Source organism: Nostoc sp., assembly GCF_036917635.1.
GTDB lineage: Bacteria > Cyanobacteriota > Cyanobacteriia > Cyanobacteriales > Nostocaceae > Nostoc.
Genome location: NZ_JBALCW010000088.1, coordinates 25,320 through 49,314, shown reverse-complemented (window position 1 = coordinate 49,314; position 23,995 = coordinate 25,320). Strand labels below are relative to the sequence as shown.

At 41.9% G+C, this 23,995-nt stretch carries 18 protein-coding genes and 1 tRNA gene; 13 read left to right on the top strand and 6 right to left on the bottom strand.

What is annotated here, in order from left to right; translation table 11 throughout:
* Window positions 1-208: 208 nt before the first annotated feature.
* From V7K32_RS19945 to V7K32_RS19930, 4 genes are all read left to right on the top strand, one after another.
* Entirely contained in the window at window positions 209-349 is a 141-nt protein-coding gene (locus V7K32_RS19945) for a hypothetical protein (protein WP_334995536.1), read from the top strand.
* A 41-nt stretch (window positions 350-390) separates the two neighbouring features.
* Window positions 391-1,767, top strand: coding sequence for a glutathione-disulfide reductase (gor, locus tag V7K32_RS19940; protein ID WP_334995535.1), 1,377 nt, complete (start codon window positions 391-393; stop codon window positions 1,765-1,767).
* 94 nt (window positions 1,768-1,861) lie between these two features.
* Entirely contained in the window at window positions 1,862-2,518 is a 657-nt protein-coding gene (locus tag V7K32_RS19935; RefSeq protein WP_334995534.1) for a YqiA/YcfP family alpha/beta fold hydrolase, read from the top strand.
* Window positions 2,519-2,687: 169 nt separating this feature from the next.
* Window positions 2,688-3,833 (top strand): histidinol-phosphate transaminase, encoded by a 1,146-nt coding sequence (locus V7K32_RS19930; protein WP_334995533.1) that lies wholly within the window; start codon window positions 2,688-2,690, stop codon window positions 3,831-3,833.
* Between the two features lie 8 nt (window positions 3,834-3,841).
* Here the strand turns inward: V7K32_RS19930 and V7K32_RS19925 are convergent, their stop codons facing one another.
* The gene (locus V7K32_RS19925; protein WP_334995532.1) at window positions 3,842-4,396 is read right to left on the bottom strand and encodes a hypothetical protein; all 555 of its coding nucleotides are present in this window, start codon (window positions 4,394-4,396) and stop codon (window positions 3,842-3,844) included.
* 844 nt (window positions 4,397-5,240) lie between these two features.
* Entirely contained in the window at window positions 5,241-5,873 is a 633-nt protein-coding gene (locus tag V7K32_RS19920) for a GNAT family N-acetyltransferase (protein WP_334995531.1), read from the bottom strand.
* 799 nt (window positions 5,874-6,672) lie between these two features.
* On the opposite strand from V7K32_RS19920, the gene V7K32_RS19915 reads away from it, so the two are divergent.
* The 4 genes from V7K32_RS19915 to V7K32_RS19900 all read left to right on the top strand — a co-directional run bounded on the left by V7K32_RS19915 (window position 6,673) and on the right by V7K32_RS19900 (window position 11,926).
* Window positions 6,673-6,912 carry a hypothetical protein gene (locus tag V7K32_RS19915; protein ID WP_334995530.1) on the top strand — a complete coding sequence of 80 codons (240 nt, stop codon included), beginning with the start codon at window positions 6,673-6,675 and terminating at the stop codon, window positions 6,910-6,912.
* A gap of 135 nt (window positions 6,913-7,047) precedes the next feature.
* Window positions 7,048-10,578, top strand: coding sequence for a response regulator (locus V7K32_RS19910; protein ID WP_334995529.1), 3,531 nt, complete (start codon window positions 7,048-7,050; stop codon window positions 10,576-10,578).
* Between the two features lie 69 nt (window positions 10,579-10,647).
* Window positions 10,648-11,805, top strand: a complete 1,158-nt coding sequence (locus V7K32_RS19905) for a hypothetical protein (RefSeq protein WP_334995528.1) — start codon at window positions 10,648-10,650, stop codon at window positions 11,803-11,805.
* A 50-nt stretch (window positions 11,806-11,855) separates the two neighbouring features.
* A tRNA-Gly gene (locus V7K32_RS19900) sits at window positions 11,856-11,926 on the top strand.
* Window positions 11,927-12,530: 604 nt separating this feature from the next.
* Here the strand turns inward: V7K32_RS19900 and pstB are convergent.
* The 4 genes from pstB to pstS form a co-directional block, all read right to left on the bottom strand.
* A complete protein-coding gene (pstB, locus tag V7K32_RS19895) occupies window positions 12,531-13,337 on the bottom strand; it encodes a phosphate ABC transporter ATP-binding protein PstB (protein WP_334995527.1) in 807 nt (268 codons plus the stop codon).
* A gap of 57 nt (window positions 13,338-13,394) precedes the next feature.
* Window positions 13,395-14,276, bottom strand: coding sequence for a phosphate ABC transporter permease PstA (pstA, locus tag V7K32_RS19890; protein ID WP_334995526.1), 882 nt, complete (start codon window positions 14,274-14,276; stop codon window positions 13,395-13,397).
* 19 nt (window positions 14,277-14,295) lie between these two features.
* Window positions 14,296-15,246, bottom strand: a complete 951-nt coding sequence (pstC, locus tag V7K32_RS19885) for a phosphate ABC transporter permease subunit PstC (RefSeq protein WP_334995525.1) — start codon at window positions 15,244-15,246, stop codon at window positions 14,296-14,298.
* Between the two features lie 185 nt (window positions 15,247-15,431).
* A complete protein-coding gene (pstS, locus tag V7K32_RS19880) occupies window positions 15,432-16,610 on the bottom strand; it encodes a phosphate ABC transporter substrate-binding protein PstS (RefSeq protein ID WP_334995524.1) in 1,179 nt (392 codons plus the stop codon).
* An 844-nt stretch (window positions 16,611-17,454) separates the two neighbouring features.
* On the opposite strand from pstS, the gene V7K32_RS19875 reads away from it, so the two are divergent.
* From V7K32_RS19875 to V7K32_RS19855, 5 genes are all read left to right on the top strand, one after another.
* Window positions 17,455-18,678 carry an RNA-guided endonuclease InsQ/TnpB family protein gene (locus tag V7K32_RS19875; RefSeq protein WP_334995523.1) on the top strand — a complete coding sequence of 408 codons (1,224 nt, stop codon included), beginning with the start codon at window positions 17,455-17,457 and terminating at the stop codon, window positions 18,676-18,678.
* A 365-nt stretch (window positions 18,679-19,043) separates the two neighbouring features.
* Entirely contained in the window at window positions 19,044-19,631 is a 588-nt protein-coding gene (locus tag V7K32_RS19870) for a biotin transporter BioY (protein ID WP_334995522.1), read from the top strand.
* A gap of 93 nt (window positions 19,632-19,724) precedes the next feature.
* Window positions 19,725-20,201 (top strand): signal peptidase II, encoded by a 477-nt coding sequence (gene lspA, locus V7K32_RS19865; protein WP_334995521.1) that lies wholly within the window; start codon window positions 19,725-19,727, stop codon window positions 20,199-20,201.
* Window positions 20,202-20,421: 220 nt separating this feature from the next.
* Window positions 20,422-21,075: a hypothetical protein gene (locus V7K32_RS19860; protein ID WP_334995520.1), complete on the top strand. Its 654-nt coding sequence runs from the start codon at window positions 20,422-20,424 to the stop codon at window positions 21,073-21,075.
* 420 nt (window positions 21,076-21,495) lie between these two features.
* Window positions 21,496-23,766: a transglycosylase domain-containing protein gene (locus V7K32_RS19855; protein WP_334995519.1), complete on the top strand. Its 2,271-nt coding sequence runs from the start codon at window positions 21,496-21,498 to the stop codon at window positions 23,764-23,766.
* Window positions 23,767-23,995 lie beyond the last annotated feature (229 nt).

Here is a 23,995-nt window from a genome sequence, read left to right as displayed (position 1 = left end):
CGGTTGATTTTGTGATAATTTTGTGTAAGTAGTGTGGGACTTAGCTGCTGCAACGCAGTAGCACATACTTATGCCCGACACCAGAGGCAGAACCATGACAAACAATTTTAGTTACTGTCTCTACTAGACATCTCCGGAAATTAAATATCTGCAAAATGAAACCCTTGTAGAGACGCGAAATTTCGCGTCTCTACATTCTTTTTCGGAGATGTCTACTACAGCAACCCAAGCAAAAAGTGATATTCCCTACGATCAGAGAACATCTGCTAACGCTAGATTAAATCAAGGACAGGACTTACACAGGGTTTACCGGATATCCTTATATAGTTCAATGACCTTTTCTGTGTAAGTTCCCAGGAATTAACTTTTTGCTAAAGAGAACATAAATTTATGACTTTTGATTACGACCTGTTTGTAATTGGTGCGGGTTCTGGAGGTTTGGCGGCTTCCAAACGGGCGGCTAGCTATGGGGCAAAAGTGGCGATCGCAGAATATGATTTAGTTGGTGGAACTTGTGTGATTCGCGGTTGCATTCCCAAAAAACTCATGGTCTATGGCTCTCACTTTCCTGCACTGTTCAGTGAAGCTTCAGGCTATGGCTGGAAAGTAGGTAATGCCGAGTTAGACTGGGAATATTTCATTACATCTATAGATAAGGAAGTTCGGCGACTCTCGCAACTACATATCAGCTTTTTAGAAAAAGCGGGAGTAGAACTAATTTCTGGTCGCGCCACATTGCTAGACCCCCATACAGTAGAAGTGGATGGACGCAAAGTTACAGCAGATAAAATTTTAATTGCTGTTGGTGGGCGTCCCATCAAACCAGATTTACCAGGGATGGAATATGGCATTACCTCTAACGAAATCTTTCATCTAAAAGAACAACCAAAACACATCGTCATTCTTGGCGCTGGTTATATTGGCACAGAATTTGCCTGTATCATGCGTGGTTTGGGTTCTGAGGTTACACAAATTACTAGAGGTGAAAAGATTTTGAAGGGGTTTGATGAGGACATCCGTACAGAAATTGAAGAGGGGATGACGAACCACGGAATTCGGCTGATTAAGAATAATGTGGTAAAAACAATTGAACGCGTGTCAGAAGGTTTTAAACTGACTTTATCAAAAGAAGACCAGGAACCACTAATTGCCGACGTGTTTTTAGTGGCGACTGGTCGAACTCCCAATGTCGATGGACTAGGTTTAGAAAACGCTGGGGTTGATGTTGTTGCTACTTCTATGGAAGGGCCAGGGTACAACACCACAAATGCGATCGCAGTCAATGAATATAGTCAAACTAATCAACCGAATATCTTTGCCGTTGGCGATGTCACAGACCGAATCAATTTAACTCCCGTCGCCATTGGCGAGGGACGAGCCTTTGCAGATAGTGAATTCGGCAATAACCGCCGCGAATTCAGTCACGAAACTGTTCCCACAGCCATATTTTCTACCCCAGAAGCCGCTACAGTTGGCTCGACGGAAGCCGAAGCACGGGAAAAACTCGGTGATGCCGTCAAAATTTTTCACACTCGCTTCCGCCCCATGTACTATACTTTGACTGGTAAGCAAGAAAAAACAATGATGAAGTTGGTGGTTGATAGCAACACTGACAAAGTGCTAGGCGCTCACATGGTGGGTGAACATGCCGGTGAGATCATTCAAGGTGTAGCGATCGCACTGAAGATGGGCGCAACTAAAAAAGACTTTGACGCCACCGTTGGTATCCATCCCTCAGTAGCGGAAGAATTTGTGACAATGCGGTGATAAGAGTTAGGAGTTAAGAGTTATGAGTTATGAGTTGAAGAAAGAAATTCCTAACTTAAAATTCTTAACTTCTCACTTTTAACTATTTACAGCTTTGCAATATATATATCTTCACGGTTTCGCTTCCAGCCCTAACTCTACCAAAGCGCGGGATATAGGCGATCGCTTTGCCCAAATTCACACAAAGCTCAAAATTCCCGATCTAAATGCTGGCGATTTTTCGCAGTTGACAATCACTCGGCAAATTACTCAAGTTGCCGCAGAATTCAGTAATAATTCTACGCCAGTAACGCTCATTGGCTCAAGTTTAGGCGGCTTGACCTCTGCCTACTTGGGACAACAATATTTACAAGTACAACGTCTCGTGCTGCTAGCACCAGCTTTTGGGTTTTTATCCCATTGGTTACCCAAGCTAGGCGATGAAGAAGTACAACGGTGGCAACAAGAAAAATATATCATGGTCTACCACTATGGCCAGAAGCGAAAGCTTCCCCTAAGTTACGATTTCGTTACAGATGCTGCACAATACCAAGAGAAGTTTTTGCAACGTCCTATCCCCACCCTGATTTTGCATGGCAAAAACGATGAAGTCATTCCCATCGAAGCCAGTCGTAACTTTGGGCGTTGGCGAAGCCCACCGCAGGTATCGCGTCCTTGGGTGGATTTAGTCGAACTTGAGAGCGATCACGCCTTAAGTAATGTTATGCAAGAAATTTGGCAAGCAATTCGCCTCTTTTGCCAATTACCTTGAAGCTGTAAAATATTAAACTCAGACCTAATCTAATATTTTTCAGTAAGTACTACTTAACTCCTAGCTCCAAAGAGGCTATATTCACCCACTATCAAAAATAGTTAGGAGAAAATAAGTTTTTTGTCAACAGTATTGATTGAAAATCCAAAATCTAAAATCTAAAATTTATATGCTTCCCTTTATCCGGTCAGATTTAGCCAAATTTACCGCCTATAAACCTCACCCCAGCAGCGATACAGCCGAATCTGTCCCTGTGCAATTTGATCGGCTAGATACAAATGAAAGCCCTTATGATTTACCACCTGAGTTAAAAGAGAAGCTAGCCTGGACGTATCAGCAAGTAATTGAAACAAATCGTTATCCTGATGGCGGACATGAGACACTTAAAGATGCGATCGCCGAATACGTCAATGAATCAGCCGCCATCTCGCCATCTACTACTGCTGCCAATATTTCTGTTGGAAATGGTTCAGATGAACTAATCCGTTCTTTATTAATCGCCACCTGTCTAGGAGGAGAAGGTTCAATTCTAGTTGCTAATCCCACTTTCTCTATGTACGGGATTTTGGCACAAACTTTGGGTATTTCTGTAGTCGCAGTGGGTAGAAATGAAACAAATTTTGAAATTGATTTAAAAGCCGCACAGGCTGCGATCGAAAATACTCAAAATCCCCCGATTCGCGTAGTTTTTGTAGTGCATCCCAATTCACCGACAGCCAATAGCTTAACTGCGGCAGAGTTGGCATGGTTAAGAAGTTTGAATGAGCATATTTTGGTAGTAATTGATGAAGCTTACTTTGAATTCAGTCAAACTACCCTAGTCGGTGAATTAGCACAGCGCCCCAATTGGGTGATATTACGTACTTTTTCTAAAGCCTTCCGGTTGGCAGCTCTCCGTGTTGGCTATTGCGTAGCTCATACCGAAGCGATCGCCATCTTAGAAAAAGTTCGCTTACCTTACAATCTCCCTAGCTTTTCCATAGCAGGAGCATTAGTTGCTTTACAAAACCGCACACTCTTACTGGAATCAATTTCTCAAACCCTGAGTGAACGAGCTAAACTCATCGAAATTTTATCCCAGCAACCAGAACTACAAATTAGCGCAAGCGCTGCTAACTTTATTTACCTACGTCTTAAACCAAATAGCTTTAATTCACCAGATGCTGCGTTAAAAGCTTTCCACCAGAAACTTAGAACACTTGGCACCGTTGTACGACACATTAGCCCAGGATTGCGAATTACTGTAGGGACAATAGAGGAAAACGCCCGCACCGTTAATCGAGTACAAGCTGTTTTGGCAAATTTGCAATTTTAGCAATTCAGTCAGTAATTAAATCGGCTGTTCACCTCACTGCCCAAACGGCGTACTATTCCCACTGTTTGTGGCAGCACACCTACTAAAAGGGCAAAAGTAACATCCGGCAGAAGGGCCACTATATCTGGTGGAAAGTATTGTTCAAATTGATCGAGAATTTTCTGAACTCGCTGTCCTGGGACTGGATTTTCTGTAATTTGTTTGATCAATCTAATCCACTGTCGCCTAATCAAGTAAGCCTTCTGGCGTTCTTCATTAGATTCGGGAGTTAATAAAGACAGATTACCTATGGGCAGCGCCCTTTGGCAATCACAATCGTAATCCCCACCTACAGCAGCCCCAGGCCCAGCAAATTCTGCATGATAGCGTTTAAAGAGAATTAATCCATTTCGTCTACGACTATTGACGATGAAAACTTCCCCACTGTGTAAACGTGTAAGGATATCCGAACCTTGCGATTGCTCAGTTCCGTCTGGCATGACAAGAGAATCAAGGAAACTAGCTTCAGGGTAATAAGTTGATACCATAGAAGTCTGATAGCGCCGATGCTGTTCGCTATCCATGTTTTTTAAAATTTCAACGAATTTGGTAGTAGTATGCACTTCAAAACAAAATTAGCTGTTATGTCAAATCAGGTTTTGGAATTCTTTATATTATCAAGAGTCTTTTGGCCAATTTTACTAAGATAGTAAGAAATAGCCACTCTTTAGTAATTGAGTGATCATATTTTATGAGATATAACTAGATTTGTCTTCCAATTATAAGAGGGTTTTCTTAAAGTTTTTATAAAGATGAATATCTTAATTAAAAAGATAGTATGAGCTATGGCTAGTTTTCTCAAGTAAATTATACAGCTATTTTCCTTGTAATTAATTTATTTACCTAGATAAAATATTTTAAAATACTTGTTGTTTAATAGCAAATATAAAAGACAAAGTTTAATAAGTTGAGCGTTTCAAATAAATTTTACCAACTTATCTTTTTATTAATATTACCAATAATAAAATCAGTAAAAATTCCAAATAAAATCTGTTTAAAAGAATTATTTAAAGCTATATAGCAATCCTAAATGATTTGTAAACTTCTTTCTTTCTCTTCTCTACGATAAGCTACGCCTTCGCGGAAGCCTCTCGTAGAGATGGCGGTGCAGTTCGATAATTATTTCAAAAATCTCAGTATATTTAGGGTGCGTTAAGAGAGAGTCCGTAACCCACCATCTTCGGATGGTGCTGTATTGTCGTCTGACACACCCTACGTGTATTTCTCAAATCAAATAAGCTGTTCCATAGCTCATATTAGGTTAGTTTTTAATTAAGTTAGCTTGTGCTTTGATTGTCGATATTGGTGAGAAATTTGCCCCAAAGTAATTACAACATCAAAACTTGCTTAAGTATTGCCAAAATAAAATCAAATAGTGGAATCAGGACTTAGATGCTTGTGCAATAACATTTTGCTTGAGCGTCTTAGAAAAAATGTATTCCAATTAGATTCGACTTTATGCACCCGATATCCCAGCTTGAAATAAAGTTGCCTTGCTTGATAATTCTTTTCCAAAACGTGGAGATATAAGTCTTTAAATCCCCAGTCACGAGAAACTTTTTCACAGCTAGTCAGTAAGCCTGAAGCAACACCGTGTCTACGGTATTGTGGGTGAACTGCTAAATTAGATAAGTAAGGAAAACCCATGCCAAGCTGACTCCACGAATCACTGTAACGTACACCCAGTTCTACGCTTCCCACTAAGTTATTAGCCACACCAGTAGTAGCTTCAAAAGCGACTAGATAAATATGACGCGAGGGCGGTGAGGCCATGCGATGCCTTAAGTCTTCGTAAATACCCAGACGTAGCAGTGGAAAAGCCCATCCCCATATACCCTGTTGGGAGTGAAAGCTTTCAGCAATAATTTGAGAAACACCGATCAGATCAGCAGGTGTAGCTGTACGAATTTGAAATTGCCAGCAAGCTGGATCGATTGGCTGTTGCTGGTATGGATGAAAAAACCGATATTTCAAGGCTAGTTTAGTATTGATTTTATTCAACGAAAATTTACTCAAATATCCTCAAGCACCATTTAAACTGAGAAAAAATTTATATCTGCCCAGCATATTGAACTGACGTAAGATTGCTAATTTGGTTTTGCTTGTGGAGCGGACAAAGTTCTACACTTTAGTTTGGGGCTTTATAGCCTGTATTTTTGGAAGAATCTTAGAAGTTACAGCTTCATTAATCTACAATCTTAAATTCACTAGGTTCAGGTGCATCCCTTGCTTTAGGTAGGGAGGATCTCAGTCTATTTACCACAAAAACATCTGTAAAGTTAAACAGGTTTAGGTGAATGGGTAGATAAATAGCATAACCTGTCCGTAAACATTACCTACAAAATTGTTAAGTAAGTACACTACCGACAAATTCTAGTTGCAAACCAGCTTTAGTTGCAGTACTGAACTTGCTTATGCAATTGCCGCTACACTAACAGGACTTTACCACTAGTACAGGTCGGCAGAAATAAACCTACCATTTCATTACAGCCAAAAAGCTCAAAATCAGAGGCTTTTGACTTTTGAGAGCCAGTTGCTACCCTGCCTTAACGCTAAGAGCGAACAAGTCACTAGAGCCGCAAGGGCGCACTGGCTCAAGATTGACTTTTGCCTTGCGTTACTAGGTAATAGTAGCAGGCTGTGCAGCTAGTGGGTGAGAATCTCCAAGATTCCTAATCCCTAACTTCTTAACCCTACACTTGTCTTAATGATAGTTCTGATTGCTAAATTAGAAAGAGGTATTTGTCTAATAGTATACTTTGGCTTTAAATCTTCTTGGTTTAATATTACTGACTCTACCATGACTACCATAAATAAAATTTACCTGCAAGTGTTAGTACAACTGCTGCAAAGGGAAAACTTAATATGCAGCTTCATCTGGATTTGTCAGCTAGCTATGAGCGCTGTATGTAGTATCAAACATTGCTTACAGGAGGTGAAAGAAGATTTGGCAAGCAAGCGGCGACTCTGTAACCCTAAAACTGACTATGAAAGCAAATACACTGCACCAAAGCAAACGGTAATCGGTATAAGCCATTGAGACGAATTACTGTGAGTAAACGCTCCTACACTCAGCAGTCATGTAGCCAAACAGCCTTATTGGTCGAAATGCTCTGCTCTTACCTGACTCAGAAAAATTCTTTATCCGACTGCCGTTGCAGCAGGAAAGCGGTGCATGAAATCCCAAGCAAACAGTAAGCCTAAAATTTTGGTTGTCGATGATGAACCAGACAACCTTGACTTGCTTTACCGCACTTTCTATCGCGACTATAAGGTGCTAAGGGCGAACTCTGGCCCTGCGGCACTCGATCTGCTGGCTCAAGAGGGGGAGGTCGCAGTGATCATCTCCGATCAGCGGATGCCGATGATGAGCGGTACAGAATTTTTGAGCCTGACAGCAACTCAATATCCAGATATTATCAGGATTATTTTAACTGGCTACACCGATGTCGAAGACTTGGTGGAAGCTATCAACGCTGGTAAGGTATTTAAATATGTCACTAAACCGTGGGAAGCTGAGGAACTCAAAGCAGTGGTACGCCAAGCTTTGGATACTCACAATGTCCTCAAAGCCCGCACCCGCGAGCTTACCCGCACACTCCGCCAAGAATCGCTGCTGAATACCGTTACAAATACGATTCGCAGTGCTTTAGACTATCGCCAAATTTTACAGGCAATTGTAGATACAGTGGGTCACATGTTGGAGGTGGATGTTTGCCTGTTGCGTCCCTTCCAAGATGAGCAGTTAGCTGATAAAGGATTCATTTATCAGAAGCCTCTTTCTGAAGAAGTAGGGGAACAGACACAAGCCGAGGTACAAGCAAATAATTCTTCTGCTGTGTCCCTCTCACCCACTGTCCCTTTACCTCTTTTGGCTCAAACGGTGTGGGAAACCCGTGAAGTCCAGGTGATTCACGATGTAACTGATGATGAGCGGATTCACGGTAATACTCCCGAACTGCGCCAACGTGGAGAAGCTTTTACTGCCGCTAACATTTGCTCTAGTTTAGTTGTGCCATTGATCTGCCAACAAGAACTGATGGCAGTGCTGGCACTGCATCAGTGTTCTGTGCCTCGCTTTTGGGGGGATGATGAAGTGCAGCTAGTGTTGATGGTGGCAGATCAGGCAGCTTTAGCTTTGTCTCAAGCTTATGCTTACGAACAAGTACGTGCTCTTGCCAAGCGAGAAGCCCTAATTAATACAATTACTAGCGCGATTCGCTCTAGCTTAGACCCCCAAGATATCTTTGCGGCGATCACGCAGCAATTGGGACAAGCCTTACAAGTCGATGGCTGCGTCCTGTCTTTGTGGACAGAGGAAGATGAGTTTGTCGAGTGTGTAGGCTTGTATGACAGTTTTCAACATTCGGAAAATTTGCATAGGCACAGTCCAGCCCCAGACAATAATCCAGGTAGCAAAAATCATCTAGTCCCTCCGAGATTACCCTATTCTCAAGCATCTATACAGGAGAATCCAATCCTCCAACAAATGCTACAGACGCATGAACCCGTAGTAATTGGTAATGTGAGCCATTCTCACTCAGATGTGCAGGGTTTTGATTTGCCTTTAAACATGCCAGCGCGATCGCTAATGTTTGTACCATTATTGGCTGATGGTAAATGTATCGGTAGTATTACGTTGCATGAAGGTAAAAAAGTACGCCGATGGCTGTCATCTGATATTGATTTGGCGAAAGCAGTAGCAGCTCAAGCAGCGATCGCTGTGCAGCAGTCATACCTATATCAAAAAACTCGCCAACAAGCTGAACGCTTACTGGAATTAGACAAACAAAAAACCGAATTTTTCCAAAATATTTCCCATGAGTTTCGTACACCCATCACCTTGATTCAAGGGCCTTTAGAGTCGGCGGTGGCGGCTGGTGAAGGATTATCTTACTCCCAAAGTGCGATCGCCTTGCGTAACTCCCGCCGTCTGCTGCGACTGGTAAATCAACTTCTGGATTTACAACGCCTGAATGCGGGGAGAATGCAGCCTAGCTTCCATCCCTGCGATTTAGCAGACTTTGTTAGCCAAATAGTGGAATCTTTTCGTCCCTACTGTGAGAAAAAGAGACTGCATCTGGTCACCCAGTTAGATGAATGTTCTCCGGTGTACTTGGATACGGAAAAATTTGACAAGGTGGTTTATAATCTGCTGTCAAATGCTATGAAGTTTACTCCCGAAGGTGGGACGATCGGTGTCAGACTAAAATCTGAGCGCGATCGCTGCATCTTACAAGTACAAGATACTGGAATTGGCATTGTTAAAGAACAAATTCCCTACCTCTTTGAGCGCTTTCGCCAAGCTGAAGGTTCAGCAAACCGCTCCTATGAAGGTAGTGGTTTGGGTTTAGCTTTAGTTAAAGAATTGGTCGAATTACATGGTGGTCAAGTCACTGTGGAATCAGTTTATGGACAAGGGACTACCTTTAGTTTATGGCTCGTGACTGGAAATGCTCATTTACCCGCACAGCAAGTGCAAGAAACGACTACCGAACTGAATACAAGCCGCGCTAGCGTAGAATTGGCTGATTTAGAACTGGTATCAACAACAGACAATATTGAAGATATTACAATAAACTCCTCCCCCAGTATTGATATTCAAGACTCAGCACTTAAGACTCAGCACTCAATTTTAGTTGTAGATGACAACCCGGATTTACGAACCTATGTATCTGAAATTTTCCGCCGCAACGGCTATCATGTACGCACAGCTCGTAACGGTTCTGAAGGACACGCTATAGCTAAGGAAATTATACCCAGCTTGATTGTGACTGACTTAATGATGCCCTTGGTGAGCGGACTTGAAATGATTCAAATGATCCGCCAAGAACAGAAGTTGAAAGGAATACCAATCATTTTGCTGACAGCAAAAGCTGACGAGGAAACCCGCATCGAAGGTACAGAAAATGGTGCGGATGCTTATTTAGCAAAACCATTCAACGATCGGGAACTTTTGGCCGAAGTTCGGAATCTTTTGGCATTGAAGGAAAATGAACGGCGAATCGTGGAGTTAAATACTTATTTAACAGAATCCGTATTAAAGCGCTTTTTACCGGCTGTATTGGTACAAAAAGCCGCAACCGGAGATTTAACCTTAGATTTGCGTCCAGAACCACGCTTAATTACAGTTTTGTTTAGTGATATCGTGGGTTTTACACAGCTATCAAATACTCTCCGATCCCGACGAGTCGCAGAGTTGCTAAATGAATATTTAGAAGCCATGACCAAAGTTGTATTTGGCAATGGCGGCACTGTAGATAAATTTATGGGAGATGCGATCTTAGCTTTATATGGAGCGCCGGAAGAGTTAACCCCCAATGAACAAGTGCGTCGTGCCATCAATACAGCAAGAGCAATGCACCGCTCACTGGCTGAGTTGAACCAACGCTGGCGAAACCAAGGTGTATTCGATGGTGACAGACTTACTAGCGTCCAGTTTCGGTGCGGTATCCACCAAGGTACTGCTGTTGTGGGGATGTTTGGTAGTGCTGAACGCGCTGATTATACTGCCATTGGCCCAAGTGTGAATATTGCTGCAAGGTTACAAGCTGCTGCTGTTCCCGGTACTATCTTGGTTTCTGCTGCCGTCGCAGATTATTTGCAGGAAGAAGAAATTACTAAAGGTAGTCCGCTAGAACTTAAAGGAGTAGATGAAACAGTTTTGACTTTTGCTGTTAAACCAGAGGTAATGATTAATCGCTAAAATTTAGACTGGTATTTTAAAGCATTAGTAATGAGTAAGAGTGCCTAATCATATCCAGTTTATATTAATATGACACCATCAGTTGCAGACAAAACTCCAATTCCAAGCAAAGTCTGGAGGCGACACACCGATCCACCAGCTTTGTGGATTTTTGTCATTATAGGTTCAGTCTCTCTGCACTTACTAGCATTCTGGCTGATGCGCTCATCTCAGTTTAGCCCCTTGTGGCACCAGGCAAATCAAGCCACTATTCCAGTTGAAGTTGTGGAGATTTATTCTGAGACAAAACTAAGAACAAGAAAAGTTGCGTCTGAACCAAAACCAGTCTCGCCCAAGCAAACATCCACAATTCAAAAGGTACAAGCAGTAAAGTTACCAAAGCAAGTAGTTGAAAAAGATAATTTAACAGCAAAACCTGCCCCTAGCGGTCAAGATAGAAGTGCAATCGCATTAACAAATCATAAAAATGCGATCGCTCAACAACATCAACGTCAACAAGCACTTGCTCAACAACATCAACGTCAACAAGCACTTGCTCAACAACATCAACGTCAACAAGAACTTGCTCAACAACGTCAACGTCAACAAGAACTTGCTCAACAAGATCAACGTCAACAAGAACTTGCTCAACAACGTCAACGTCAACAAGAACTTGCTCAACAACGTCAACGTCAACAAGAACTCGCTCAACAACGTCAACGTCAACAAGAACTCGCTCAACAACGTCAACAAGAACTTGCTCAACAAAATGGTTCACCCCTACAGGAACCACGCACTAAAACAGGACATGCTCCGCGAACTGAAAATGAGGGAACTACTGCACAAACTCACACAGGAGGAGGAGTAATAGTTAGCTGGATTCCTTTAACTCCATCTCAACAGACGATATTAATGAAAACTGATTTACCGAAGGATATCAAACTACCTGAACTTGCACAAAGCACAAAACAAGATTCTACAATACCAATCCAACAAGACCTTGGACTTAAGGGGGGGAATTTTTTATTTAGCTTAATCATTGAGGCAAATGGCGTATGTTCAAAAGCTGTATTATTGCCCGATCAGAATATATCACCGGACGAAAGGGGCATATATGAGCAATTAGCCTTTGAGGAAGTTTGCCAAAAAAATAAATTTAACCCTGCCTACGAACTCGCTGATCAGACAAAAAAACAAGCAAGCTACCTATTTGTAAGGTTTAAAATCCAACCTGCCAATTCCAACTAGATGCTTGAAATTTTCCAAAACCTATGTTATACTTAGCTAGTTGGAAATTCGCGGGCGTAGTTTAGTGGTAAAACTATAGCCTTCCAAGCTATTAATGCGGGTTCGATTCCCGCCGCCCGCTTAGAAAAACTTTCAAATTCACTAGTGCAGTAGGTTGTAAATGCACCTGATATTTTAAAGATAAGGGGCAAGATACCGTCGTTCAAGGTAGGTAAACTTCCAATACTGCTCGTGTTTAGGATTTTTCGATAGTGTTTTAGACCTGTAGAGACGCGAAATTTCGCGTCTCTACACAAGGTTTTTGGTCTTATCCGAGCAGTATTGGGTAAACTTCCGCTAGAGTGTTACTAGTGCAATAAATAATATCATGTCCGCTTGATTGCTTATTAAACCAGGAGTTCCCCACCCCGCCAAAGCTATGCTTTGTCTCCCCTCCCCGATGCTTTGGGGAGGGGAGCGTTTGCGAGCAGCAAATGCGGGGTGGGGTTCTTGATTTTTGATTTATGCAAGAGGTCTAATGTAAGTCTTAAATATTAAACAGCTTAATTATTGCTTTTCTTGACCAAGAACAACCATAGAACCATAATTGATCAACCGATGCCTGGGGCGAGCTAGGTCTACGCTAACCTTGGCAAACAAATTAAAAAACTAGAGGAATATTGCCCAGCTTTAATTTTCCGAGTATCCCTCATTGTTCTAACATTAACAATTGTGTATTTATCTACTTATCCAAATCTGCCGCTAACGTAATCTCTGGTATCTTGCTGCTGAGGATTGTTGAAAATTAGTTCTGTGGCGTCGTACTCTACCATGTAGCCGTTACGACCTCCATTCTCTGTAGTTTTAACGTTAAAAAAGGCTGTCTTATCAGAAACCCGCGCTGCTTGCTGCATATTATGGGTGACGATAACGATGGTATATTGCTCTTTAAGTTGGTGAATTAGTTCTTCAACCCGCAACGTGGAAATTGGGTCAAGGGCAGAGCAAGGTTCATCCATTAATATAATTTCAGGTTGGACTGCGATCGCACGCGCAATACATAACCTCTGTTGTTGTCCACCAGATAAAGACGAACCACTTTGTCGTAATTTATCTTTTACTTCGTCCCACAAAGCTGCTTGTCGCAAACTCCGTTCTACTAATTCATCCATATTACCTTTGTAGCCGTTGATTTTGGCTCCAAAAGCAATATTGTCATAAATTGATTTGGGAAACGGGTTTGGTCTTTGAAACACCATCCCAATTCTCCGACGCACCTCTACAGGATCAATGTCGGATGCATACAAGTTTTTATCGTAAAAAAGTATTTTACCTTCTGCCCGAAATGACTCAATTAAGTCATTGAGGCGGTTATAGCATCGCAATAACGTACTTTTACCACAACCAGAAGGGCCAATAAAGGCTGTAACCTGATTTTTGGGTATATCTAGCCAGATATTTTGCAAGGCTAAAAATTTGCCGTAGTAAACGTTGAGATTTTCGGTGCGTAAAACGGTTTGAGTATCGTTGAGAGTGCTAATGTTGTTAGCCATAAATTAAATGTAGTATTAGTTTTAGCGATACAAATCCGCTATGTAGATGCTATTTCACTAAGCTTTCTGGCGAGTTGCCCAGCGAGCGATAATACTTGTGATTAGAACCATCAATACCAAAATCAAAGATGCTGCCCAAGCTAGTGATTGCCAATTTTTAAACGGAGAAATGGCATATTTGTAAACCAAAACAGCAAGGGAAGCTGTGGGTTCAAATAAGCTACCAGGCCAAAAATTGGAAAATAGCGCGGTAAATAGTAAAGGTGCGGTTTCTCCAGATGCTCTGGCGATCGCTAGCGTTGCCCCTGTTACAATTGCAGGTAAGGCTGCTGGCAACACTACTTGACTTACTGTTTGAAAGTTAGTTGCTCCTAACCCTACTGATGCTTGTCGCAAATCTGGCGATACTAACTGCAAGGCTTCATCAGTGGTGCGGACAATAATTGGCAACATCAAAATTGCCAGTGCAAACCCTCCACCTAGAGCAGAGTATGATCCTAAGTTTAACTTTACCAGTGTCAAAACTACAATGCCATAGGCAAATACTCCAGCAATAATTGACGGGACTCCACTCAGGACGTTAGCCGCAAAACGTACCCATCTCGCTACTTGGGCAGAGCTAAATTCTGTAATGTAAATTGCCGCTAAAACACCAAATGGGATACTAATCAGGGCAGCAATTCCTACCATTAATAGTGTACCCAATATTGCATTACCAAAGCCTCCTCCGTGTTGTAAAGCTTTAGGTGGGAGTTCAAAAAAGAGGCTGGGACTCAAACTGCCAAAACCTTTAATAATGACATAAGAAAGCACTGCTAGCAAAGGCACAAGTGCCAATACCCCACAGATAAATGCGACTACAGTCATTATTGTATTAAACAGTGTCCTTTGAGACATAGGAGCGCGAGTTAAACTGCGCTCTGGAAAACTAGAAGTCATAATTCAACCCAAAACTAAGCTACAGTCGCTTGACTCTCAAAACGATAAATTCGGCCATGATATTGACTACCAAGGTCAAGAAAAATAGAACTAAAGCAGCGTACATTAAAGCCGAAACTTGCAAACCACTAGCTTCTGAAAATTGATTTGCTAGTAGAGAAGAAATCGTATTGCCTGGTGCTAACAGTGAGATACTAATGTTGTTGGAATTACCAATCAACATTGTTACAGCCATTGTTTCTCCCATTGCCCGACCGAGTGCTAACATCACAGCGCTAACTATCCCCGAAAAGGCTGCTGGAATCAGAATTTGTAAGATCGTTTCCCAACGGGTTGCTCCTAATCCTACGGCGGCTTGGCGCAAACTGGGGGGTATAGAAATTAAGGCATCGCGCGATAGGGCTGTGATGATAGGTAAAGTCATAATTGCTAATATGACTCCCGCCGGTAACATTCCTGGCCCTGTAGGGGGGGTGCTAAAAAATGGTATCCAGCCAAAATAACTATTGAGCCATTTTCCCAAGTTAGTTAATATAGGCACTAAAACAAAAATACCCCAAACGCCGTAAACAACGCTGGGAATAGCTGCAAGCAGTTCTACTGCAAAAACCAGTACCAACTTCACTTTTGCGGGTAAAAAATCCTCGCTGAGGATAATAGCTGTACCAACTCCAATCGGTACAGCTATCAGTAAACCGATAAAAGAACTCAAGAGAGTTCCATAAATTTGAGGTAGCACCCCGTAGGTATCATTAACTGGGTTCCAAGTGGTATTAGCTAAAAAGCTAGCACCAAACTTTTGGATGGCCGGCCCAGAAGCAATTGCAACTTGTAAGCCGATCCATAATAAAGCTCCAGCAACCCCAAAGGCGAAAATTTTAGTAAGCCAAATAAAACCCCGATCTAGGGATTTTTCTACATCAGAGCGGTTTTTTGTTGCTGATGAAAGGTTTTGAGAATTTGTAGTCATGACTACCGACTTTCACAATTAAATCAGAGGAATATATGGGAGGCAACCTATATCAACAAATTTGTTGCCTCGTCGTCTTTTGAAACCGAGATATTGGTAACACTGAGTTCCAAATTACAAATGCCTATAGTCTAGTAAGCAGCCTAAAAATTATTGTCTAGGAATGCCTCATGTCTTGACTGTAGTTACTTACTAGCGCTATTACCTGTTACAGCGATTTTATAATCTGGACTGATTTGATCGGCAGCAGCAGCCACCTTTGCAATGACGTTTTGGGGTAGAGGAACATACCCTAGTGCAACAGCCTGCTTTTGACCATCAGTTAAGGCGTATTCGATCGTAGCTTCAACTGCCTTAGCTTTTGCCGCATTGGCATATTTCTTGTAAGCCAAAATCCAGGTGTAAGTGACGATGGGATAAGAATCAGCCCCTTCTGGATCGGAAATGAAGACGCGGAGATCGGGCGGTAGAGTTGCTGATGCCAGAGTTTTAGAGGCTGACTCTTCACTAGGTACAATAAACTTACCGCTTTTGTTTTGTAAAGCAGCAAACTTGAGATTATTTTGTTTGGCATAGCCGTACTCGACATAACCAATAGAACCTAGGGTTTGTTGAATTTGAGCCGTAATACCTTCATTCCCCTTTGCACCAACTCCCTTAGGCCAGTTGACAGTTTTGCCTTCACCAACTTTAGTCTTCCACTCCGGGCTAATAGCGCTGAGGTGTTTTGTAAACACACCTGTTGTTCCGCTACCATCTGAACGATAAACAACTGTGATTGCCTGTTTAGGAAGCTTTGCACCTGGGTTAGCCTTGGCAATTTGGGGATCATCCCAAGACGTGATTTTGCCTAGTAGAATATCGGCGTAAAGAGTTCGTGGTAACTTTAGTTCTGCAACATCTGGCAAGTTATAAGCTAGCACGATGCTACCAGCAGTTACAGGCAGTAAAATAACGCCTCTATCGGCTGGCACCTTCTGGATTTCTTCATCCTTCATGGCAACATCGCTGGCACCAAAGTCTACAGTCCCTTTGATAAATTGCTCAACTCCAGCACCGCTACCAACGGAGGCATAGTCAACTTGCAGATTTGGATATTTTTTATTTAGATCCGTAAACCATGTATCATACAGTGGTGCTGGGAAAGACGCACCAGCCCCGCTTAACTTGAGATTTCCACCCAAATCTAATTTGCTTGTGCTGGAGGCAGTGGTATCTGTAGCAGTGCTAGAAGGAGTCTCCTTAGTGGCTGTATTATCTTGGTTTTGCTGTCCGCCACATGCAGCTAGGCTGATTGTCAGTGCTAACACTGAAACTGAAGCTGTGAGGCGATGGATTTTTATTACACTAAGAGGTGAGGGCATCGCTATCAATTTTTGGGTAACTTTTCAGGTGAGCGCTTCTCAGGATACTCCTAAAGGATGAAGGTTAAGGTAAAGGATAGGTTAACAAAGCAAAAAATGCTTGTTTTTTTTGATGAAGAACAAACACTTGTTTCTATTTTTGCTTGACAAAATTTATACTGCTTTTTAGTCAGACTTTACAAATATTAGTATACGAATGTGGTTACAGATATTTACAAAACTATTTAAATAGTGTAACTTTATTGTTCGATTCCGAAAAAAAATGGTGCAGTATGGTATAATTCTAACCCTCATAAATTTGGGATTAGATGAAACTTGTTTCTGCTTATTGGTCTTAGCAAACTTCAAGCCATAACTAAACAATATCAGTTTAGCGAGTGAAATTATTTAGAAAAAGCAGAAGAAAAACCATAAATTGCCTATTTTCTGGAGATTAGGCGGGGCGATCGCTAAAAAATAGTGAATTCAAGAACTATCTTTAGCACTTTGTAGCAGAAGTTGGCATTGAGCCTAAACATTTAGCTCAAACGAAAAGAAGCTCCACATCTCACCCGAAGGGGAGTGTGGGATGAATTTTTGGGCGGTGACAAGTTGACCTCTAACCAAATCAATCCTTTTGTTTGAGAGGGCTTGGGGTCAAGGAGGAATCGCCGCTTTCTGTTAACGTAAGCGAGTCAATAAATTCTTCAATAATTTGTGTCATGGTCTTGTCAACTGCTACAGCGTAGCTACGAAGTTTGTTTAATCTGCGCTCAGATAGGCGCAAGTTAAAATATCTCTTTTTCATGTCGTTATATTGTCGTTACGTTATGATATGCTAACTATAGCTTGGAGGTGACTAAAAGTGTTGAAAGCAATCAAAGTAAGACTATATCCAACAACCGAACAGCAAACAGCATTATCTAAATCATTTGGATGCGCTAGATGGTATTGGAATCATGCTTTAAATGCTTGCATTCAACATTATGAACAAACAGGGAAGTCATTAAACAAGAGTATATATAAGGGTTTACTACCTCAATTAAAAGTAGAATATCCTTGGTTAAAGCAAGATTGCTATTCGTCGGTTTTGCAGTGCGTAGCTATTAATGTAGATAAAGCTTACAAAAACTTTTTTGATGGACGGGCTAAGTTTCCCAAGTTTAAATCAAAATTTGATAAGCAGTCTATTCAGTATCCGCAAAGCGTCACTGTTGTAGGTGATAATTTAAAGATTCCTAAGATTGGTGAGGTAAAGGCAGTATTTCACAGACTAGTTGAGGGAATAATTAAAACTGTTACGATTAGCAAAACCCCTACTGACAAGTACTTTGCCTCAATCCTAGTTAAAGTAGAATCCACTCTCTATAAATTGGGTAAAGACAAAATACTCGGCATTGACTTAGGGCTGAAAGACTTTGCAATTGTCCATGATGGAGAGGAAGTTACCAAGTATTGCAACCCGAAACACCTCAAACACCATTCGAGAAATCTAGCCCGGAAACAGAAAAAATTTGCCCGAAAAGTTAAAGGGAGTAATTCTAGACATAAGCACAAAAAAATAGTAGCGAAGGTTCACGAAAGAGTATCAAATTCCCGCCAAGATTTTTTGCATAAATTAAGCAGAAAACTGGTAAATGATAGCCAAATTATTGTGGTTGAAAATCTCAACGTCAAGGGAATGGTGCGGAACCGGAAGCTATCAAAATCAATATCCGATGTAGGTTGGGGGATGTTTGTTAATTTCCTAAGTTACAAGTTGAAACACAAAGATGGTCAACTTGTGGAAATAGGGCGATTCTTCCCCAGTTCTAAAACCTGTTCCTGTTGTGGCCATGTCGTAGATATGTTGCCACTAGATATCAGAGAGTGGGATTGTCCAATCTGCAATACTCATCATTCGCGTGATGGCAATGCAGCGTTGAATATAAGAACAGAAGGACTTCGGATATTATTATCCGTGGACGGAGGGAACCCCGTTCTTGCCGAGTCGAGGCGACGTAAGACCAATAAACTGCAAAGTGGAAAGGCTCTTGTCAATGAAACCGGAAGCCCACACCCTATCTGTACTCAGATGGGTGTTGGGTAGTTCACTTTAAATACTATATTTTTTTACTATTATTAACATGTATTAGGTCAAATACCATAATATAAATCAGACTACGCTTTAGTCAATAAAATTACAGCTATAGACACCTAAGCGATAATTTGCAGAACTGAAAAGTTACATACCAAAAAGGCAAAAAAAATATGCTAATTCTTAGAGGTGTCAGCACAAATCTCATTTTGATACTAATGAATATACTAGTCCGTTACGGCGGAAATAGAGCAACCATTTAAAATCCCTAAAAAACGCATTCCATAATACTTTTGAATGCGTCAATGCCTGACTTCTGCCTTGCGCTACTAGTTACTGTTGGTTTTCCCTTTTGCCTTTTCCTGGTTGACTGATAAATGTTTGCTGTTTCCAATCAATTACTATGGTCAATGATTGGCTTACTCTTGACAATGGGTGGCACTTTCCTAGACGCTTATGGCATCACCTTACCTTGGAGTTGGAGTAAGCACGGAATTCAGACAATTTCATTAGGTGTCACTTTTCAAGTTGGCGCAGTATTGTTGGTGGGTTGTTTAGGGGGCAAAAACGCTGGTGCGCTCTCACAAATTGCCTATTTAGTCATGGGGTTAACCTTATTACCCGTATTTGCCGATGGCGGCGGTATTGATTATTTTAAGTTATCTAAATTTGGCTATCTACTAGGCTTTATTCCTGGAGCATGGATTTGTGGCTTGTTCGCTTTTAAAGCTAGACCTCGACTAGAAACTCTCGCCTTTAGTTGCATTTGTGGCTTGTTAAGTATCCACCTATGCGGTATTACTTATTTGATTATTAGCTATATTTTTCAGTGGAAAGGCACAGAAAATCTTCCCTTAATGCAAGCAGTCCTTAGATACTCGTGGTTTGCATTACCAGGGCAACTAAATGTGGTCTGTGCCATTACTGTAATAGCATATGTATTGCGTCACTTAATGTTTTATTAGTCATGAAGGGGCTAGAGGTTAGGGGGTAGAAATTTAAAATTCTTCTAATCCTTAGTCCTTAGCCCCTAGTCCTTAATCCTAGCCCCTAGTTTCATGCGTTTAAAAAATCGCCTTTTCTGGATCGCTGCCTTCATAGCTTTTTTCTTAGATCAAATAACAAAATACTGGGTAGTGCAAACCTTTAGCTTGGGGCAAACACTACCACTCTTACCTGGAATATTTCACTTTACATATGTTACTAATACCGGTGCGGCTTTTAGTCTGTTAAGTGGAAAAGTAGAGTGGTTACGCTGGTTATCTTTAGGAGTAAGTTTAGTATTGATAGCGTTGGCCTTGTTTGGCCCAACGTTAAATTTATGGGATCAATTGGGTTATGGCTTGATTTTAGGTGGAGCTATGGGCAACGGTATCGATCGCTTTGTTTTAGGTTACGTCGTTGATTTTATTGATTTTCGCCTGATTAACTTTGCTGTATTTAATGTGGCAGATTCATTTATTAGTATCGGTATTGTTTGCCTATTAATTGCTTCCTTGCAAAAAACACCGACTTCAACTGACAGGTCACATTAAATTATTAAGCCTGGGATGATTCATCCCAGGCTATTAATTACTAAAACCCTTGCTCAGTCATATATGGGAAGATTTGATCGTTGGTTTGAGGGATTTTGAGTTGTTATCTTACACCAGTTGTCATAACTGGTGCAAGAGGTCAAGATGCACTGGCGATCGCTAATGGCAAACTATTATTCAGACTAATTACCGGCTAGGAGTTGGCGAACTAGAGCCTGGAGTGTTATTGGGAGAACTGGTACTTGGTTCGGGATTGCTGTCAGTAGTACCAGACTCAGGTGTAGTTGGGTTTCCTGGTTGGGTAGTGCTGCCAGGAATGTCAGAGCCAGGTGAAGTTGAGCCTCTTGGTGCTGGAGTTAATTTGCTAGGAGCGCCAGAATCAGGTGAAGTTGAGCCTCCTGGTCCTGGAGTTAAGTTGCTAGGAGCGCCAGGTGCAGATGGGGTAATGCTTCCTGGTCCTGGAGTTAAGTTGCTAGGAGCGCCAGGTGCAGATGGGGTAATGCTTCCTGGTCCTGGAGTGCTTTCGGGAGTGGAAGATCCAGAGCCAGGCGCAGTTGTGCTACCTGGTGCAGTTGTACTATCTGGAGTGGTGGTGCTGCTATTGGGTGTGGTTTCTGCTGGTGTCGTAGTGCTACCAGGAGCGCTAGTAGGGGTGGCTGCTGTGCCGCCGGGACAACGGGAGTTAAGCGGAAAATACTCGCACAGAATTTTCATTCCTTGTGGCGACATCTTAATTTCCGTTGGTGTACTAGTTGAGTTGCTACTGGATTGGGCTATGAAGGATTTACTAGATTCGGCTACAGCAATGTTAGCGGTGAATGCTAAAGATAAAGCTGTACCAATCAAAGTCAGAGATTTTCCCATCATTCTGTAATTAACCTCAACGGAACACTCGGTCTATTAAAACAGACAATAACATTTAGAAAATCTTCCTAAATGAAGATATTTAGGTTTGTTTCAGAATATAGTGGATATGTAAATTGGTAAAAATTAAATCTATTATCTATTAAATTTTTGTATTATTAAATACAAAACTTCTAAAGTATGATCTAGTAATTTTCGATAAAAAGTCTATTTTATAAGGATTTTAAAATTTAAAAAGGAAAAAATTGTATATAAATAGGTAACAAAAATAATAAGTACATTTGGTTATAAACTAAAATTGAGTATAAATTAGCTCAAAAAAATCCGTATAGATAATTTATGCTTTGGCTTATGAGTAAAATGATGAAAGACTAACATCTAAATTGTAATTTGCCCGATTCTTCACTAAAAAGTGTGATGTGAATAGCCGATGAGTTCTCCCCAACCCCCTCACAAGCCACAAACGTTACTAGGTCAACTGACTCAAGCGGTACATACTATTCAAGCTAGAGTCGATTTTTCTAAATTGGCGCTCAAGCCTAATGCCAAAGTACCGGAACTCTGGGTGCAGGATGCGGGGGCGGATAAAGCAGAGGTATATCCACTGTTGGGCGATCGCTATATTCTAGGTCGTAGCTCCAAATCCAGCGATATCGTCATCCGTAACCCTGTTGTCAGCCAAATTCACCTGTCGCTATCGCGCAATTCTACTCAACGCACACCAGTTTTTGTCATCAAAGATGAAAACTCTACCAATGGCATCTATCGGGGTAAGCGTCGTGTTAATTCCCTAGAACTGCGTCATGGCGATATTCTGACTCTGGGCCCCCCAGAACTCGCCGCTTCTGTGCGGTTGCAATACGTCGATCCACCAGCTTGGTATGTGAAAGCTGCAAGTTGGACAGGTTATGGTGTCGGCGGTGTCAGTGCTTTGTTAGCGTTAGTGATTGGCGTTGAATGGCTAAAATTTCATGTTAAACCCCTACCTACAGCTACACGCGCCCCAGTAATTGTTTACGCCCGTGATGGAGCGACTCCCTTGAGAGAGCCTCGGACTACCTCGCATGTAGACATGAAGCGATTAGAGGAATTTGGCCCTTATTTGCCTGCTGCGGTGGTCGCTTCAGAGGATAGTCGTTATTACTGGCACTTTGGAGTAGACCCTGTAGGAATTTTACGAGCCGTGTTGATCAATAGCCGCAGTGGAGATGTGCAGCAAGGAGCCAGCACTGTTACCCAGCAAGTTGCCCGCAGTTTGTTCCGCGAGTATGTAGGCAGACAGGATACCCTTGGACGCAAATTGCGGGAAGCAGTTGTCGCCCTGAAGCTCGAAACCTTTTACAGCAAAGATGATATTTTGCTGATGTACTTAAATCGGGTTTTTTTGGGGGGAGATACCTCTGGCTTTGAGGATGCATCCCGGTATTATTTTGAGAAGCCCGCTAAAGAATTAACTTTGGCACAAGCAGCAACATTGGTAGGAATTTTACCTGCTCCCAACGCTTTCGATTTTTGTGGGGATAGTCCAAATAAGCTAGAAGCAGCTGAATACCGGAATCGTGTAATTAAGCGGTTGCTAGAGATGGGCAAAATTAAACCTGAGGATGCGAACCGAGCTAGACGTTCCACTGTTCAAGTTAGTCCTAAAGTTTGTGAACAGCAAGCTAAGACGATCGCTCCTTATTTTTACAGTTACGTCTTCTCCGAGCTTGAATCAATCTTGGGAGAAGGAGCTGCAAGAGAAGGAAATTATATCATTGAAACCAAGCTTGATCCAGCCATACAGAGCCAAGCTGAAGCAACATTGAATAATTCAGTCAACAACGCTGGTAGAAATTTTAATTTTTCTCAAGGGGCGGTAGTCACTCTGGACTCTAGTACAGGCAGTATCCTGGCAATGGTGGGCGGGACTGATTACAAAAAAAGTCAGTTCAATCGTGCTGTTCAAGCCAAAAGACAACCAGGTTCAACCTTCAAAATCTTTACTTACACTGCTGCTATTCAACAGGGAATTTCCGAATCAAAAAGTTATTCTTGCGCTCCTTTAACTTGGCAAGGCTTTACTTATAAACCCTGTCGTGCTGGTGCTGACACTAGTTTAGATATTGCCACGGGGCTGGCTCTTTCAGAAAATCCCATTGCCCTACGAGTTGCCAAAGAAATCGGGCTGAATAAAGTCGTGGCAATGGCACAGAATTTGGGAATAAAGTCAAGCCTCGATCCAGTTCCGGGCTTGGTACTAGGTCAAAGTGTAGTTAATGTTTTGGAAATGACTGGTGCTTTTGGCGCTATTGGTAATGGTGGTGTACGGAATCCTCCCCATGCGATCAACCGAATTTTAGACAGTGGTGATTGCCGCGATCGCAATGATATCAAAACCTGCCGTGTAATCTACTCTTTCGACCAAAATCCAGATGCTAACAAACGAGTTCTGTCAAGTGGTGTAGCCGATGAGATGACTAGTTTGATGCGTGGCGTAGTCACCAGAGGTACTGGTCGTAGTGCTGCCATTGGACTGGGGGAAGCTGGGAAAACAGGCACAACTGATAAAAACGTTGACTTATGGTTCATAGGTTTTATCCCCAGTCGGCGGCTTGTAACCGGTGTCTGGCTGGGAAACGATAATAATTCCCCCACATCTGGTAGTAGCGCTCAAGCAGCTCAGTTATGGGGAAATTATATGCGGCGGGTTACGAGGTAATTTGGGCATTGAGTATGGGGCAAAACAGATTCTGCATTAAGGTATTTGCATCATTGCAGAATATTGGCATTGCCCACACGTCCGCCTCAGAATAAATTCTGCGGCTCATAGCGAAAGTCATCTAAAGCTGACTGAAATTCTTGTTTTACCCGCATTTCCAGCCAGAAGCTAAAAAGCAATACACTTGGGTTAAGGCTAAAATCCTTTGTTAAATTCAATTTTTTTAACA